The organism is Streptomyces kryoterrae (assembly GCF_054072135.1).
In genome coordinates this window covers 628,273-643,671 of record NZ_CM133358.1, presented here as the reverse complement: position 1 = coordinate 643,671, position 15,399 = coordinate 628,273, and the positions used below count along the sequence as shown (strand labels likewise).

The 15,399-nt window shown below is 72.1% G+C and carries 14 protein-coding genes; 6 read left to right on the top strand and 8 right to left on the bottom strand.

Features of this window, described 5'->3' with window-relative positions; translation table 11 throughout:
• Nucleotides 1-17: 17 nt before the first annotated feature.
• The 4 genes from ACW4TU_RS02385 to ACW4TU_RS02370 all read left to right on the top strand — a co-directional run bounded on the left by ACW4TU_RS02385 (nt 18) and on the right by ACW4TU_RS02370 (nt 4,880).
• The gene (locus ACW4TU_RS02385) at nt 18-1,259 is read left to right on the top strand and encodes an FAD-dependent monooxygenase (RefSeq protein ID WP_457424117.1); all 1,242 of its coding nucleotides are present in this window, start codon (nt 18-20) and stop codon (nt 1,257-1,259) included.
• A 105-nt stretch (nt 1,260-1,364) separates the two neighbouring features.
• Nucleotides 1,365-2,855, top strand: coding sequence for an MFS transporter (locus ACW4TU_RS02380; protein ID WP_457424115.1), 1,491 nt, complete (start codon nt 1,365-1,367; stop codon nt 2,853-2,855).
• On the top strand, nt 2,852-3,463 hold the full coding sequence (locus ACW4TU_RS02375; protein WP_457424113.1) for a TetR/AcrR family transcriptional regulator: 612 nt from the start codon (nt 2,852-2,854) through the stop codon (nt 3,461-3,463). Before ACW4TU_RS02380 ends, ACW4TU_RS02375 begins: the two co-directional genes overlap by 4 nt.
• A gap of 433 nt (nt 3,464-3,896) precedes the next feature.
• Entirely contained in the window at nt 3,897-4,880 is a 984-nt protein-coding gene (locus ACW4TU_RS02370; protein ID WP_457424111.1) for an aldo/keto reductase, read from the top strand.
• 18 nt (nt 4,881-4,898) lie between these two features.
• Here the strand turns inward: ACW4TU_RS02370 and ACW4TU_RS02365 are convergent, their stop codons facing one another.
• Nucleotides 4,899-5,246: a hypothetical protein gene (locus ACW4TU_RS02365; RefSeq protein WP_457424109.1), complete on the bottom strand. Its 348-nt coding sequence runs from the start codon at nt 5,244-5,246 to the stop codon at nt 4,899-4,901.
• A 155-nt stretch (nt 5,247-5,401) separates the two neighbouring features.
• On the opposite strand from ACW4TU_RS02365, the gene ACW4TU_RS02360 reads away from it, so the two are divergent.
• A complete protein-coding gene (locus ACW4TU_RS02360; protein WP_457424107.1) occupies nt 5,402-5,902 on the top strand; it encodes a DUF6328 family protein in 501 nt (166 codons plus the stop codon).
• Here ACW4TU_RS02360 and ACW4TU_RS02355 read toward each other — a convergent pair.
• The 6 genes from ACW4TU_RS02355 to ACW4TU_RS02330 form a co-directional block, all read right to left on the bottom strand.
• Nucleotides 5,887-6,558: a DUF2238 domain-containing protein gene (locus tag ACW4TU_RS02355; protein WP_457424105.1), complete on the bottom strand. Its 672-nt coding sequence runs from the start codon at nt 6,556-6,558 to the stop codon at nt 5,887-5,889. The two genes, ACW4TU_RS02360 and ACW4TU_RS02355, sit on opposite strands and share 16 nt — an antisense overlap.
• Nucleotides 6,559-6,656: 98 nt before the next feature.
• On the bottom strand, nt 6,657-7,772 hold the full coding sequence (locus ACW4TU_RS02350; protein ID WP_457424103.1) for a hypothetical protein: 1,116 nt from the start codon (nt 7,770-7,772) through the stop codon (nt 6,657-6,659).
• Between the two features lie 204 nt (nt 7,773-7,976).
• A complete protein-coding gene (locus ACW4TU_RS02345) occupies nt 7,977-9,650 on the bottom strand; it encodes a serine/threonine-protein kinase (protein ID WP_457430660.1) in 1,674 nt (557 codons plus the stop codon).
• Nucleotides 9,651-9,856: 206 nt separating this feature from the next.
• On the bottom strand, nt 9,857-10,915 hold the full coding sequence (locus ACW4TU_RS02340) for a polyprenyl synthetase family protein (RefSeq protein ID WP_457424101.1): 1,059 nt from the start codon (nt 10,913-10,915) through the stop codon (nt 9,857-9,859).
• Complete coding sequence (locus ACW4TU_RS02335) at nt 10,912-11,958, bottom strand: tetratricopeptide repeat protein (protein ID WP_457424099.1); 1,047 nt, start codon at nt 11,956-11,958, stop codon at nt 10,912-10,914. The genes ACW4TU_RS02340 and ACW4TU_RS02335 overlap by 4 nt, the downstream gene beginning before the upstream one ends.
• A 197-nt stretch (nt 11,959-12,155) precedes the next feature.
• Nucleotides 12,156-12,833, bottom strand: coding sequence for an AIM24 family protein (locus ACW4TU_RS02330; RefSeq protein ID WP_457424097.1), 678 nt, complete (start codon nt 12,831-12,833; stop codon nt 12,156-12,158).
• 176 nt (nt 12,834-13,009) lie between these two features.
• Here ACW4TU_RS02330 and ACW4TU_RS02325 point away from each other — a divergent pair, with 176 nt between their 5' ends.
• Complete coding sequence (locus ACW4TU_RS02325) at nt 13,010-13,825, top strand: SAM-dependent methyltransferase (protein WP_457424095.1); 816 nt, start codon at nt 13,010-13,012, stop codon at nt 13,823-13,825.
• 27 nt (nt 13,826-13,852) lie between these two features.
• Here the strand turns inward: ACW4TU_RS02325 and ACW4TU_RS02320 are convergent, their stop codons facing one another.
• A complete protein-coding gene (locus ACW4TU_RS02320) occupies nt 13,853-15,352 on the bottom strand; it encodes a CAP domain-containing protein (protein WP_457424093.1) in 1,500 nt (499 codons plus the stop codon).
• Nucleotides 15,353-15,399 lie beyond the last annotated feature (47 nt).

Here is a 15,399-nt window from a genome sequence, read left to right as displayed (position 1 = left end):
AATCGCTAGGGGTGTGTGTGAAGGTCGCCTGTGTCGGAGGCGGGCCCGCCGGCCTGTATCTCTCGATCCTGCTGAAGCTGCGGGATCCGTCCCACGACATCACCGTGTACGAGCGTGACCCGGCGGGCTCGACCTACGGCTGGGGCGTCACCTACTGGCGCGCACTGCTCGACAAGCTCCATGAGCACGACCCCGAGTCCGCGCGGGCCATCGGTGACGCCTCGGTGTCCTGGAACCACGGAGTCGCCCACGTGGGCGACAGCGCGACCCGGCACCCGGGCGACGAGGGCTTCGGCATCGGCCGCCACAAGCTCCTCGACATCCTCGCCGACCGGGCCCGACAACTCGGCGTACGGCTGGAGTTCGAGCACGGGATCACCGACGCCGGCGCACTGGCCGACGCCGACCTCGTCGTGGCCGCCGACGGCGTCAACAGCGCGCTGCGCGAACAGCGCACCGAACACTTCGGCGCCAATCTGAGGGCCGGCCGCAACCGGTACATCTGGCTCGGCACCACCAAGGTCTTCGACGCCTTCACCTTCGGCTTCAAGGAGACGGAGCACGGCTGGATCTGGTGCTACGGCTACGGCTACAGCCAGGACCACAGCACCTGCGTCGTCGAGTGCTCCCCCGAGACCTGGAGCGGCCTCGGCCTCGACCGGGCGAACGAGGCCGACGGCCTGGCCCTCCTGGAGAAGCTCTTCGGCGACCTGCTGGACGGCCACCCCCTGATCGGCCGCTCGGCCGACGACGGCGCCGCCCAGTGGCTGAACTTCCGCACCCTCACCAACCGCGCCTGGCACCACGGCAACCTCGTCCTGCTGGGCGACGCCGCCCACACCACGCACTACTCCATCGGAGCCGGCACCACCCTCGCCCTGGAGGACGCCCTCGCCCTGGCCGAAGCCCTCCACACCCACCCCGACCTCCCCGCGGCCCTCGCCGCCTACGAGGAGCGGCGCAAGTCGGAACTGCTCTCCATCCAGAGCGCGGCCCGCTACAGCGCCCAGTGGTACGAGAACCTGCCGCGCTATATCCGGCTGCCCCCGGACCGGATGTTCGCCCTGCTCGGCCAGCGCCACTCGCCCCTGCTGCCCTATGTGCCGCCGCAGCTGTACTACGGCATCGACCGGGCGGCGGGACGCCTCGAAGCGCTGCGCCGGTTCAAGCGATGGCTCGGCCCGAAACTCGCCCGGACCGCGCAGACCCGCGCGCTGGCCTCCCGTACCGAGGACGAGGCCGGGGTCTCCGGCAAATAGCCTGGTCACGGCCGGTGTTATTGGGTGAATGGCGATTCACCGCTATGGTGAATCGCCATTCACCCCATTTTTTGTCGCGCAGAGCGGCCGGCCGCTGGAGTGCCGATGGACGAGCCTGTCCCGATACCCGCCCCACGCAAGATGCCCGCCCCGCGGCCCCTGCGCGAACGGATGACCGTTCCGGCGCTGGCGTTCGGCGGGATGCTGATGGCGGTCATGCAGACCGTGGTCGTCCCGCTGCTGCCCGACCTGCCCCGGCTGACCGGCGCCTCACCCGGCGCGGTCTCCTGGATGGTGACCGCGACCCTGCTGTCCGGCGCCGTGCTCACCCCGGTGCTGGGCCGCGCCGGTGACATGTACGGCAAGCGGCGGGTACTGATCGCGGCCCTCGGGCTGATGGTCCTCGGCTCCGTCATGTGCGCCCTGTCCTCCGACATCGGCGTGCTCATCACGGCACGCGCCCTTCAGGGCGCCGCGTCCGCCGTCATCCCCCTGTCGATCAGCATCCTGCGCGACGAACTGCCGCCCGGGCGCACGGGAAGCGCGGTCGCGCTGATGAGCGCGACCGTCGGGATCGGCGCCGCCCTGGGGCTGCCGCTCGCCGCGCTGATCGTCCAGTACGCGAACTGGCACGTCATGTTCTGGGCGACCGCCGGCCTCGGTGCGGCGGGTGTGACGGCGGTGTGGTGGGCGGTGCGTGAGTCGCCCGTGCGGGAACCGGGGCGCTTCGACGTGGTGGGCGCGCTGGGGCTGGCCGTCGGGCTGGTGTGTCTGCTCCTCGGCATCGTCGAGGGCGGCGAGTGGGGGTGGGGCAGTCCGCGTGTCCTGGGACTGTTCCTCGGCACCGTCGGGGTGCTCGGCCTGTGGTGGTGCCACCAACTGCGCACCCGGCAGCCCCTGGTGGACCTGCGGCTGGTGTCCCGGCCCCGGGTCGGTCTGGCCCATGTCGCCGCCCTGCTGACCGGGTTCGCCTTCTACTCCAACTCCCTGGTGACCGCCCAGCTGGTCCAGGCGCCCGAGGCCACCGGGTACGGGCTCGGCCTGTCCATCGTCCAGACCGGCCTCGTCCTGCTGCCCGGCGGCATCGTCATGCTGGTGTTCTCGCCGATCTCCGCCCGGGTCTCGGCGGCGTACGGGCCGCGCGTCACCCTGGCCATCGGCACGGCGGTCATCGCGCTCGGCTATGTGGTGCGCATCGCGGACAGCCGCGACCTGTGGATGATCATCGTGGGCGCCGCCGTCGTCGGTATGGGCACCACCTTCGCGTACTCGGCGCTGCCCATGCTGATCCTGGGGGCCGTACCGCCCGGCCAGACCGCCTCCGCCAACGGCGTCAACGTCCTGATGCGCACGATCGGCCAGGCCATGTGCAGTGCCGCCGTCGTCGCCGTGCTGGTACGCCACACCAGCCCGGTCGGCGGTGCCCCGGTGCCCACCCTGCACGGCTATCTGCTGGCCTTCGGGATGGCCGGCGTCGTCGCCCTGCTGGCCTGCACGGCGGCCCTGACCATCCCCCGCGACCCGGTCACCGGCGGCACCCGGCGCGCCCGTGACCGCACACCGGGTGCCCGGGACGAGGCGCTGGAGGGAGCATGAGCGCCGTGCACACCCCACCGCCGACCGGCACCGAGCCGCCCTCGTCCACGCCGCCGCGCCGGGACGCCGAGCAGACCAGGGACGCCATCCTGCGCGCCGCCCGGTACCTCCTCGCCCGCCACGCCCAGGCGGACATCACGCTCAAGGCGGTCGCCGAACGCGCCGGTGTCAGCCCGCCGTTGATCCTGAAGTACTTCGGCAACAAGGACGCTCTCTTCGCCCGCGTCATGTCCTTCGAGGAGGACGCCGACGCCCTCCTCGACGCACCCCTGGACGGCCTCGGCCGCCACATGGTCCGCCATCTCCTCACCGGCCAGACCGAGCGCGGCGCCGACCCCGTCCTGCGGATCGTGTTCGCCCCCTTCCAGGGCGACCGGGGCGACATCATGCGCGCCAACTTCCGCACCCAGGTGAGCGACCGCCTCGCCGGCCGCCTCCCCGGCGCCGACCCGGGCCTGCGCGCCGAGCTGGCCGTCGCCACCCTGCTCGGCCTGGGCGTCATGTACGGCATCGCCCGCGGAACACACCTGCGGGAGGCGACGATCGACGACATCGTGGACCGGTACGCCCCCACCGTGCAGGCCCTGCTCACCGTTCCTACGGACTGAGCGGGCGTGAGCCCGTTCAGCCGCGCGCCCCGAACGGTCTCGGGCGTACGGGTCCCCGGCGTACTCCACCCCGGGGCGGCGACACGCCTCCTGTGCGTGGTCCGGACCCGGGAGGCCCCCGCGGCCGGAGGCCGCTGATGGGCACAGCCCTCACGACCTGGCCATACGGGAACGGCCAGAGGCGACGGGGAGGCCCTGAACCATCACTCCGGTAAAGCAGGGGCCCCACACGCCGGCACCGCACTCGGCGTCCCGGATCGAACGATCACGCCAACCCAAACGGCCCAGGCCGGCGCAAGCCCGTAAGCCGACCATCACACGATCGAGCTAATTCGACCTCGTACACACTCCTTGCCGAGCAGCTACCACCCCTTGACGGGGCCCGGGCAGGCCCCGTCCGACCGGACCTGCCGACGGGTGACAGACTGACGTCATGGACGAGCGTGTAATCGGTAGGTCGGGTCAGCGGGCGTCGGTCATCGGCCTCGGAACGTGGCAGCTGGGCGCCGACTGGGGCGACGTGGAGGACAAGGACGCCCTCGCGGTGCTGGACGCGGCGGTCGAGTCGGGAGTGACCTTCTTCGACACCGCCGACGTGTACGGCGACGGACGCAGCGAGCAGACCATCGCCACCTTCCTGCGCGACAGGCCCGAGCTGGATGTGCTGGTCGCGACCAAGATGGGCCGTCGGGTCGACCAGCTCCCGGAGAACTACGTCCTCGACAACTTCCGTGCCTGGAACGACCGTTCGCGGCGCAACCTCGGTGTCGACCGGATCGACCTGGTCCAGCTGCACTGCCCGCCGACCCCCGTCTACTCCTCCGACGAGGTCTTCGACGCCCTGGACACCCTGGTCGACGAGGGGCGCGTCGCGCGGTACGGCGTCAGTGTCGAGACCTCCGCGGAGGCGCTCACCGCGATCGCCCGCCCGGGCGTGACCAGCGTGCAGATCATCCTCAACGCGTTCCGCATGAAGCCCCTCGCCGAGGTGCTCCCGGCCGCGCAGAAGGCGGGCGTCGGCATCATCGCCCGGGTCCCGCTCGCCTCGGGCCTGCTGTCGGGCAAGTACACCAAGGACACGGTGTTCCCCGAGAACGACCACCGCACCTACAACCGCCACGGCGAGTCCTTCGACCAGGGCGAGACCTTCTCCGGTGTCGACTACGCGACCGGCGTCGAGGCGGCGGCCGAGTTCTCCGCCCTGGCCCCGGAGGGATACACCCCGGCGCAGCTGGCCCTGCGCTGGATCCTCCAGCAGCCTGGTGTGACCACGGTGATCCCGGGCGCCCGCTCGGCCGAGCAGGCCCGCGCCAACGCGGCCGCCGCCGCCCTGCCGCCGTTGTCACAGGAGACGGTGGCCGCGATCCGGGACCTCTACGACCGCCGGATCAAGGCGCAGGTGGAGAGCCGCTGGTAGCGGATCGGCGTAAGCGCGTCACGGCTCCAGGAGCAGCTGGCGTTCCTGTTCCTGGTCGCCGGAGACGGTGCCCCGGTCCTGAGCGGTGAACGCACCGGAGAGGGTGTCACCCGCGCGGCGGACGGCCTCGGGTGTGCCCTGAACGGTGACCGTCACGGGCGCCGACAGCGGCGACCTGGCGGGCTGACCGGGCTCAAGGTTCTCGGTACCGACGGTGAACGCGGCCGTGTGCACGGTCGACTGCCCGTCGTCGTCCCCCGGGGACTCGTCCGCGGGGCCGAAGGCCGACTCCAAAGCTCGTACGACCGTCTGCGCGTCGGCGGCATTGCCGCCGCTGACCGTCAGGGTGAGCTGCGTATCGGACATGGTCGGACCTCCTCTTCGACGTGGTCACTGTGGTGCCCCTCGGGTAACCCCTTCGCCGATCGGCCAAACCGGGCGGCCGCCAACTGATCGAATCGGGCTCCACGGGGAACCCGGATTCGGACAGGTACGGCAGGACGCGGAGGCCAGGAGGAACCATGGCGGACACCGAGAGCGAGGCCGGCGCGCTCGACCGGGGGCGGGACGAGACCAAGGAGGAGCGGGCCGACCGCAAGTGGGGCGAGCTCATCCAGGAGGTCCGGGTCGCCCAGACGGGTGTGCAGATCCTGTTCGGCTTTCTGCTGACCGTCGTGTTCACCCCGAGATACGAGCAGCTGGACGCCACGGAGCACACGATCTACATCATCACCGTCGTGCTGGGCGCCGCCACCACCGGCGCCCTCATCAGTCCGGTCGCCCTGCACCGGATCGTCTCCGGCCGGCAGGTGAAACCCGAGGCCGTGCGCTGGGCGTCGCGCCTGACCTTCACGGGTCTGGTGCTGTTGCTCGCGACGATGACCTCGGCGCTGCTGCTGGTCCTCAGGGTGGCCACCCATGACGCGTACGTGCCCTGGCTGGTCGGGGGGATCTTCGCCTGGTACCTGGCAAGCTGGTTCGTGCTGCCGCTCTGGACGCGCTACCGCTACACCTCGGACTGAGCCCGCACCGCAGCGAGCTGCCGGTCGTGGACGCGGCTCAGCACGAGCAGCGAGAGCGTCGCCCCGATCAGCGCGCAGAACATGTCCCACTGGGTGTCCCACACGTCGCCCTGCGTGGCCAGGAAGTCGTCGGCCGCGGCGCCGCCGATCACGGCCGCCGCCCACTCGAACATCTCGAACAGCGCGCTGAAGGCCAGGCAGGCGCACACGGTCAGCGGCGCGAGCCAGCGGCTGCCGCGCAGCGGTGACGTACGGCTCAGCAGCTCCCGTACGAGCAGGGCGGGCACGAAGCCCTGCATGAGGTGGCCGAGGCGGTCGTACGGGTTGCGGTCGAGGCCGAACGTGTCGCGCGCCCAGTCGCCCAGCGGGACCTGCGCGTAGGTGTAGTGGCCGCCCACCATCAGGACGAGCGCGTGCAGCGCGAGCAGACAGCACAGCAGGTTCGTGAGCGGGAAGCGCCGCCAGGTCAGGACGAGCACGGGCAGCCCGATCAGGATCCAGACCGTCTCCAGGAACCAGGTCATCAGGTCGTGCGGCTGCCACACCGAGACCGCGAGCGCGACGGTCACCAGCCCGGCGAGCAGCACCGGAAGGTGCCGCCGCGGGGCGTCGGTGGCCGTCGGGAGGGTGCGGGGGGTGTTGTCGACTGCGGGCATCGGAACGCTCCTTGTGATGGGAACATCATCGTGGCGGAGCGTTCCGGTCCCGGGCATGAGTAGGCGTACTCAGCCCGGGGCGCCCGGGTCCTCAGGTGTCACGCGGGTGAGGTGCGTGCTCCGCGCAGCGCCGTGATGCACGAGGCGATGGCCTCCTGGAGCTCCTCCAGCTGCTGGACCATGTCCTCCTCGGCGAACTCCTGGACGTCGTCGAAGGTCAGCTCCTCGAACGCCTTCGTGGCCTTGGTCAGGCTGCTGTAGAACTTCGTCCGCCGTTCCTGGACGCGCAGTTCGGGATCGGCCTCGACGGCCTCGACGACGAGGTTCTTGAGGGTGTCGTAGGCCTCGCTCGCCCACTCGCCGGTGTCCTCGTCCTCGTCCAGCTCGTCGAGGAGGGACAGATGCCGCTCGGCCTCCTGGCGCAGGTCGACGGGCGCCTCGATGGTCTGTCCGGCGGGCGTCCTGACCTGGCCGGACTCGGCGATCTGACGGACGTATCCGACCCGGTCGGCCGACCGGGACTCGGAGGCCACGGCCTTCTTCAGATCGTCGGTGCGGACGATGTCGCGTGCCAACTCGGCCTGGAGATCCGGGTCTTCCTTGATCCGGTCGAGCAGTGCGTGCCGGGCGGCGCGGGCGGTCGAGGGGTCGGCCATGATCGCGGCCCGCAGCGCGGTGGGGTTCTCCGCGACCTCCAGCGCCTTGGTCGGCCGGATGCCCTCCGCCTCGGCCGCCTCGGTGATGGCGGCGCCGCGCTCCGAGCCGGCGCTGGAACGGGAGCTGTAGTACGTGAGCCAGAGGTCGGCGCCCGGGAGTTCGACCTCCGCGCCCGGGGCCAGCGCCTCGAAGTGCGGGACGACACCGTCGTCGGCGGCCTTGTCCCAGGCCTTGTAGTAGCGCATGACGCGCTCGGGCGAGCAGTCGGCGAGAGCGGCGAACTCCTTGGCGGACACCTTCGGTGTCTCACCGGCGGGCTGGCCACCGGGCCGCACACTCCGCGCCACCCGCAGCCCGAAGGCCCAGCCCCCGGTCCGCGCGTAGGCCCCGAACTCCTGCGCGTCGCGCGCCACGAGGGGGGACACATCGGCGGCGTCGAAGGCGGCGTCAACGGCCTCGTCGGGCCCGGGGGACGGCTCGGACCACTCGGACCCGTCGAACTCCTCGGACACGGGGGCCACGGGGGCCACCTCGGGTGTCTCGGAGGGCTCAGGCATCTCCGGCGTTTCGGACGGGGCGATCGCTACGGTCACAGGTGACTCTCCCGGGCAGGCTGGACGGACTGCGAAGGTGCAGACAGGCAGCCTATATGCGCGCATTGACGATGCTTTGACAGGCCGGGCCCGCCGCCGGTCCCGGCCCGTCACCGGTTCCGCACACCCGCTGGTGGACACGTGTACCCGCTCATGGCTGTGCGCGGTTCACTCTCTGAAGGTCCGGAAAAAGGCGTCCAGCGCCTGCCGGTTCGCGGTGTCGTTCCAGTCGGCGGCGGGTGTCGTCCAGCGCAGCGAGTAGCCCGTGTTCGTGCCGGTGAGGTAACCCCGGCCGAGGGTACGTATCCGGGTGCCCTCGAAGTCGGACAGCCACTCCATGTCGGCGCCGCTCCGTCCGCGATAGGTCGTCGCCCGGATCTCGCCGATCCGCTGGAAGCCGATGTCCGCCCGGATCAGGACGGGTTCGACGTCGTCGCGCCACACGGCCACGGGGTCGGAGCGGAGCCGCTGGCTGTAGGTGACGGTCAGGGTCCGCGGGTCGTTGTCGGCCCCGAACACGATGCGGTAGGCGACGTTGCCGGGGGAGATGTCCTCGCTCAGCCGCTTCCACCCCTGGGGGAGGGCGACGGAGAACCCTTCCGGGGCGTTGTACACCCGGAACCCCGGGGGCAGCGCCTGGGCGGTGCCCCCGGTGGCCTCGGGAGTGGGGGTGGGCGCGGGTGACGCGGCCGGTGGTGCCGAGGGCGTCGGTGAGGGCGGTGCGGAGGGGGTGGTGCTCGGTTCGGGGGTCTGGTCGGGGACGGCGGTGTTCTGGCCGGTGGAGGGCAGGGACGGAACCGGGGCGACGACCGGCGGGGTGGTGTCCGCGCCGGACGCCGAGGCGTTGATGCCGGGCAGGTTGTCCGTCGTCGCGAGGACGGCGACGGTGACGGCGGCCAGTGCGGCACCGACGAGGACGATCCTGCGGGGACCGTGCCTGTTCAGGTTCCGGCCGGCGCGCCGCGCGGCGACGGCGGCACCGGTGCCGCGCAGCCGGGCGGAGGGCACCGGTTCGTCCGAGGTGTCGGGCTCGTCCCTGATGACGCGGAGCAGGGCGTCCCGCGCCACCGGAGCGGTCAGCCGTTCCCGGGCGTTCTTGCGCAGCAGCCCCTGGATGACCTGGGTGAGGGGGCCGGCGCGCACCGGGCTGCGCAGCGGCAGCCGGTCGACCGCCTTGAGCGTGGCGTCGGCCCGCCCCCGGTCACGGAAGGGCGGCCGGCCCTCGGCCATCGCGTAGAGGAGCGCGCCGAGCGCCCACAGGTCGTCGGACGGGTCGGGGCGCGCGCCGTGGGCCTGTTCGGGCGAGGCGTACGAGGGTGCGCCGACCCGGGACGCGGACGTGGCGCCCGCCAGGCCGAAGCCGGTCACCACGACCGGGCCCTGGTCCCGCACGAACACCTGGCCGGGGCTGAGTTCGGCGTGCACGATGCCCTCGCGGTGCGCGGCCTCCAGCGCGTCGAGCACTTCGAGGGCGATGCGTGCCGCTCGCACGTAGTTGAACGTGCCCTGCCGTTCGAGGAGTTCACTGAGCGGTGTGCCGTCGATCCACTGGGCGACCGTCCACAGTGTGCCGAACTCCTCGATGACGTCGATCACGGCGGCCACCCGGCCGGGCAGCACCAGCCCGAGGATCTCGGACGCGCGCGTCACCCGGGCGATGGCCCGGCGGGCGGTCTGCTCCCGGGGATCGGGCGGGAGCTGGATCTGGGTGAGGACGACCGGGCGCTCGGATGCGGTGTCCTCGCCGTACCAGGAGACCCGGTTCGTTTCGCGATCGACTACATCGAGGAGTCGGTACCTTCCGGCCACCAACTCGTGTGTGGAGACGTGCGCCTTGACCATGGCCATCCCTCGCTGAACACCTGGCTCTCACCTTTCCCAGTGGTACGAGGGGTGTGACGGGGTCTGTTCAAATATTCCGCAACTCCTGGGACCGATTTTCCTTTTATTCATCTGCGGCGGGCAGGTGTGCGAAGAAATGGGGGCATTCACCGGGCTTGAGGTGGCGGACCGCACACGATCTCCCCACCGGATCTCCGCCGTCCGCCTCACAGCTCGCGGCGCACCAGGAAGCCCAGGAGCGTCCGCAGCTCGTCGGCCGCCGGCCCCGCCAGGGGCAGGCCGGCCAGGCCGCTTTCGACCGCGGTGAGGTGCCGTCGGGCCTGGGCGAGGGCCGCCGTACGGCCGCCCGCCTCGGTGACGAGCGCCGCCGCGCGGCGCGCGAGGGCCTCGTCGGGCGTGTCCACGGACTCCAGCAGTGCGGCGAGCCGCCGGGCGGCCGGGACCGGCGCGTCGAGCGCGGCCAGTACCGGGTACGACTTCTTGCGCTCCCGGAGGTCGCCGTGGACGGGCTTGCCGGTGACGGCGGGGTCGCCCCAGATGCCCAGCACGTCGTCGACGATCTGGAAGGCGGTCCCGGCATGCCGTCCCACCCGCTCCAGCGCGGACGTCGTCGCCGGCGGGGCGCCGCCCAGCGCGGCTCCCAGCGAGAGCGCGCAGCCGAGGAGCGCGCCCGTCTTGCGCTCGGCCATCGTCCGGTACTCCTCGGGCCGCACCCGCTCGGGCCCGGTCCACGGGCGGGCGGCGAACAGCAGGTCGTCGGCCTGCCCGGACACCACGTCCGTCAGCGCCGCCGACAGTAGCCGTATCCCCGCCGGGCCGCCCGACGTCCGCGCGAGGGTCTCCACGGCCAACGCGAACAGCGCGTCGCCCGTGAGGACGGCCGGCCCGGTGCCGTACGCCTTCCACACCGTGGCCCGGCGGCGCCGCATCGGGTCGCCGTCCATGATGTCGTCGTGCAGCAGCGAGAAGGTGTGCACCAGTTCCACCGCGACTGCCGCCGCGACTCCGGAACGTCCGGGCGCCCCGGCCGCCTCCGCACCGAGCACGGCCAGCGCCTGCCGTACGCCCTTGCCGCCGGACGCGTCGACGGGCGCGCCGCCCACCTCGCACCAGCCGAAGGAGTACGCGGCCATCTCGCTCAGCCAGGGATGCAGCCGTTCGACGGCCTCGGTGAGCGCCGGACGCACCAGGTCACGGCACCGATCGAGGAGCTGGGACACGGACGGTGCCGCCGGTGCCAGGACCTCGGAGGCCGACGGCGTCATCGCGCGGCCTCCGTGTCCGTGTCGAGGCCGAGTTCGGTCTGCGCCCGCGCCACCATCGTGCGGGCGTGCCGCAGCCCTATGCGTTCCAGCTCGCGGGCCAGTTCGGCCAGTTCGGCGGCCGTCTCCGCACGGTCGCGGCCCAGACGGGCCAGCGACTTGGCGAGTCCGAGGCGGGACAGCGCCTCGCCACGCGGCTCGCTCATGGCGCGGAACTCCGCCAGGGCCTGGCGGTACAGGTCGCGGGCCTCGGCGTAACGCCCGGCGCGGTAGAGGACGTTGCCGCGCATCTTGTGGTTGTAGGCCAGCGCGCTCGACAGGTTCATCGCCGTGCAGCTCTCCTCCGCCTCCGAGAGCAGGGCGAGGGCGCGTGCGGTGTCCCCGTCGCGCACGGACACGATGTCGGCGAGCCCGCGTAGCGCCCAGGCGTGCCCACGCCGGTCGTCGGCCCGCGCGGAGATCTCCGCGGCCTCCTCGAACATGGCGTACGCGCTGTCGTACGAGCCGGTGTTGCGGTGCATCTGCGCGATGCCCTCCAGCGCCCACACCGTGTGCCGCGCCTCACCGCGCCTGCGCGCCTCGGCGAGCAACTGCTCGTGCAGTCGGCCGACCGCCTCGTAGTCGCCCTGGATACGGCCTGTCTCGGCCAGTCCCGCGAGCGAGTATCCGCGGACGACGATGTCGCCGCCGCGCTCGCCGAGTTCGGCCGCGAGCCCCAGCAGCCGCCGGGCCAGCGGGAACGCGCCGCGCTGACGGGCCAGGGTGCCGCCGCTCCACAGCGCCCACGCCATCGCCCCGGTGTCCCCGGCCGCCCGGGCCGCGCGGTAACTCGCCTTCCAGGCCCGGTCGGCGTCGCCCACCTGCCCCAGCCGCCGGTGCGCCTCCGCGACCGCGAGTCCGGAACGGGCGGCCTCGCCGCGCCGCCCGGCCCGCTCGGCGGCCGCCAACTGCTCGGTGCCCGCGGCGAGTACGTCGACCAGCGAGGAGTTCACCGAGAGGCTGGTGAGCGCGCCCTGGTACTCCGGGGCGAATGCCTTGCCGTACATGCAACCCTTTCGGTATACGCTCAGCGTATACATGGTGTGTATAGTGCGCCGGAAATTCGCCCCGGCCGGTCGGGCCGGGGCGGGGCGGCGCTGTGTTGTCGGCGGTGCCGTCGTTGTCGTCGGTCAAGACGTGAAGGACGGCGGTGAGGTTGCCTGTGCGACGTGGATCACTTTCCAGGACGCCGGTTCGCAGTCGCTCAGTGTTGCTGGGCCTTCTGCGGAGTCACCTCGCTCGGCCGCACCACGACGAACCCCTCACCCTGGAGCATCAGTTGGGCGGCCTCGCCGGAACCGCCGCGGATCATCGAGCCGAAGGACTGCGAACGGTGCAGCGACGTCTGGAGACTGGCCGTCCAGCCCACGACCGCGTCCGTGTCGACGTACACCGGGTACTGCGGCGACACCGGAATCACCAGCGGATTGCCCTCGCACACCAGCCCCAGCCGCCCCTGCCCGGTGAAGACGCTGTTGAACAGGCCCCCACCGCTGATCCCCGCCCCCTTCACGGTCTTGATCTCGTACGTCAGTGACGCGTCGAAACACAGCACGTTGCGGCCGTTGACCGTGAAGACGTCACCCGGGTCGATCTCGACGATGAAACAGTTCTGCGCCTCGTGCGCGAACCACGCCTCGCCCTGCCCGCGCACCGCCATCAGGGGCAGCCCCTCACCCGTGACGGCACGCTTCAGCATGCCGCCGACGCCCTGCCCCTTGCGCTCGAACTGGAGGTTCCCGCGGAAGGCGATCATCGCGCCCTGCCGCGCGAACATCTCGCCGTTGACCGCGTACTTGATGGACTTGGCGTTCTCGGCGGTCATGCCGGGCGCTGTGGCCGGCTGCACCATGTACTCACTGGAAAAGAGGTCACCCTTCATGCGGGCATCGTGTCCCGGAGGGCGTCCGTTCCGCCAGGAGAACGCGCGGAAAGAGCAGAACCCGGCCAAAGGAAGCCGGATGGCTCTTTGTGTCCGGACGGTCAGGCGGCGGCGGGGCCGGTGACGCTACGTTGTAGGGCAGGGCCAACTACGGTTCCTCACAAGGAGGTTGCCCGGTGACGCAGGACTCGTCCGCCCCCGGCACACGGACGCCGGAGAAGATCGACACGACGGTGCCGCACTCGGCCCGGATCTGGAACTACTGGCTCGGCGGCAGGGACAACTATCCGGTCGACCACGAGGCGGGCGACGCCTTCCGCGAGATCTTCCCCGGCATCACCGACCTCGCCGGAGACTCCCGCGCCTTCCTCGGCCGAGCCGTCCGCCAGTTGGCCGGCGAGGCCGGGATCCGGCAGTTCCTCGACATCGGCACCGGCCTGCCCACGGCGGACAACACCCACGAGATCGCCCAGCGGGTGGCCCCCGACGCCCGCATCGTCTACGTCGACAACGACCCCCTCGTCCTGACCCACGCCGAGGCCCTGCTCACCAGTTCCCCCGGGGGCGTGACCGACTATGTCGACGCCGACCTGCACGACCCCGACGCCGTCCTCCGGGAAGCGGCGCGGACCCTGGACCTCAGCCGGCCGGTCGCCCTCACGCTGATGCAGGTCAGCGGGCACATCGCCGACTACGACGAGGCGCGGGCCATAGTCCGCGCGCTGATGGACGCCCTGCCGTCGGGCAGTTTCCTCGCCTTCAACGACAGCGTGGACACCAACAAGGCCAACGCCGAGGCCACCCGCCTCTACAACGAGAGCGGGGCGGCCCCCTACTGCCTGCGGAGCCCCCGGCAACTCGCCGGATTCTTCGACGGTCTGGAACTGCTGGCCCCCGGTGTCGTCCCCATCACCGACTGGCGCCCCGATCCCGGGACGGCCGCCGCGACCGGAGAGGTGATCGCCCTGGGCGGCGTCGCACGCAAGCCGTAGGCGGGCGTGGACCACCGGAAGGGGTGTTCAGGCGCCGAAGAGCTGGGTCCAGTACGTGCCCGCCTTGCCGCCGCCCGCGAAACCGATGCCTATGTGTGTGAACTCCCGCTTGAGGATGTTGGCACGGTGTCCGGGGCTGTTCATCCAGCCCTCCACGACCTCGGCGGCGGAGCGCTGCCCGCATGCGATGTTCTCGCCGATCGTCCGCCGCGTGGACCCCGCCGCGGCGGCCCGGTCCCACGGCCGGCTGCCGTCTGGCCCGGTGTGCGAGTAGAACGCGCGGACCACCATGTCCGTACTGTGCGCCTGCGCGGCACGGGTGAGCGGGGCGTCGGTGGCCAGCGGCGGCAGCCCGGCCCGGGCCCGCTCCCGGTTGGTGAGGTCCGTGACCTCGGCGGCTGTTCGCGCCAGGTCTCCGGGCATGAGAGGCCGGGCCCAGAGGGCGGTCCAGTACGTGTCACCCGTGCGGGACCCGGCGTACGCCAGGCCGACCTGGGTGAACGCGGGGTCGTGCAGGGTGCACCGGGCCTGCTCGGTGCGCAGGCAGTAGTCGACGAACTCCTCGGGCGTACGCGGACCGGAGACCAGGTGCTCGCCGACGGTCAGATACGTGTACCCGGTGGCGGTGACGCGCTGGTGGACGGAGGTGCCGTCCCGGCTCTCGGTGCCCAGGCGGCCGGCCGAGGCCATGTCGGCGGCGTGCGCCCGAGCGGCGGCGCTGAGCCGCGCGTCGAGGGAGACGGGCGGCGAACCGGCAGTGGCCCGGGCGGAGTTGACGAGGGTGAGGAAGCCTTCTGCGGGCCCGATCGGCGTCACCGCCCCCGAACCCGGCCACGCTCCGGGGGCAGACGCGGCGGCCGGGGTAACCGACCCGGCAGTGCCGGCCGGTGGCGGGGTGCCCGTCGACCGGGACCGGCGCGAAGCCGCCGCCTCCGACAGCCGAGAGGCCGCGCCCGACAACCGGGAAGCGGCGTCGGACCAGCGTGACGGCGTAGCGAGGGACGGCGAGGCGGACCCTGCCGAGGCCGAAGCCGAGGCCCCGGAGGCGTCGTCCGCGACATCCACCCCGAAGTCCCGGGCGAGGCCCGCCAGCCCGTCCGCGTACCCCTGGCCCAGCGCGCGCAGCTTCCAGTCCGCGCCCCGCCGGTACAGCTCCGCCAGCAGCAGCACCGTCTCCCGCCGCGGGCGCGGCGGCGTGAACCGGGCGAGCGGGCGGCCTCCGGGGCCGGTGACGTGGAGTGTGGGTGCGGGGAGCCGGCCCAGCGCCGTACCGGGGTCGTCGGCGGTGACGACCACCGTCACGCGGGTGGCGCCGGGGTGCAGGGCCGCCGGGTCGACCGTGAGGGTGTCGCCGTGCAGCCTGGCTCCCGGTGCCGTCGGCTGGTTGTAGAACACGAAGTCGGCGTCGCCGCCGACCTTGCCGCCGTCGTCCGTCACGAGCGCGCTCACGTCGAAGGGGCCCGGCACCCGGAGTGTGAGGGTGCCGCCCGGAAGGGGCGTGTTGCCCCCGGGGACCAACTCGCTCATCGCGCCTGCCCTGGGGTCGTGGTTCGTGCCCCATGGGGCGTTGCCCC

Bases quoted from the DNA above. Each gene is read 5' to 3' on its own strand.
- ACW4TU_RS02335 (WP_457424099.1), bottom strand. From the start codon at position 11,958: ATGTACGGCAAGGCATTCGCCCCGGAGTACCAGGGCGCGCTCACCAGC.
- ACW4TU_RS02320 (WP_457424093.1), bottom strand. From the start codon at position 15,352: ATGAGCGAGTTGGTCCCCGGGGGCAACACGCCCCTTCCGGGCGGCACC.
- ACW4TU_RS02330 (WP_457424097.1), bottom strand. From the start codon at position 12,833: ATGAAGGGTGACCTCTTTTCCAGTGAGTACATGGTGCAGCCGGCCACA.
- ACW4TU_RS02340 (WP_457424101.1), bottom strand. From the start codon at position 10,915: ATGACGCCGTCGGCCTCCGAGGTCCTGGCACCGGCGGCACCGTCCGTG.
- ACW4TU_RS02345 (WP_457430660.1), bottom strand. From the start codon at position 9,650: ATGGTCAAGGCGCACGTCTCCACACACGAGTTGGTGGCCGGAAGGTAC.
- ACW4TU_RS02370 (WP_457424111.1), top strand. From the start codon at position 3,897: ATGGACGAGCGTGTAATCGGTAGGTCGGGTCAGCGGGCGTCGGTCATC.
- ACW4TU_RS02360 (WP_457424107.1), top strand. From the start codon at position 5,402: ATGGCGGACACCGAGAGCGAGGCCGGCGCGCTCGACCGGGGGCGGGAC.
- ACW4TU_RS02365 (WP_457424109.1), bottom strand. From the start codon at position 5,246: ATGTCCGATACGCAGCTCACCCTGACGGTCAGCGGCGGCAATGCCGCC.
- ACW4TU_RS02355 (WP_457424105.1), bottom strand. From the start codon at position 6,558: ATGCCCGCAGTCGACAACACCCCCCGCACCCTCCCGACGGCCACCGAC.
- ACW4TU_RS02350 (WP_457424103.1), bottom strand. From the start codon at position 7,772: ATGCCTGAGCCCTCCGAGACACCCGAGGTGGCCCCCGTGGCCCCCGTG.
- ACW4TU_RS02380 (WP_457424115.1), top strand. From the start codon at position 1,365: ATGGACGAGCCTGTCCCGATACCCGCCCCACGCAAGATGCCCGCCCCG.
- ACW4TU_RS02375 (WP_457424113.1), top strand. From the start codon at position 2,852: ATGAGCGCCGTGCACACCCCACCGCCGACCGGCACCGAGCCGCCCTCG.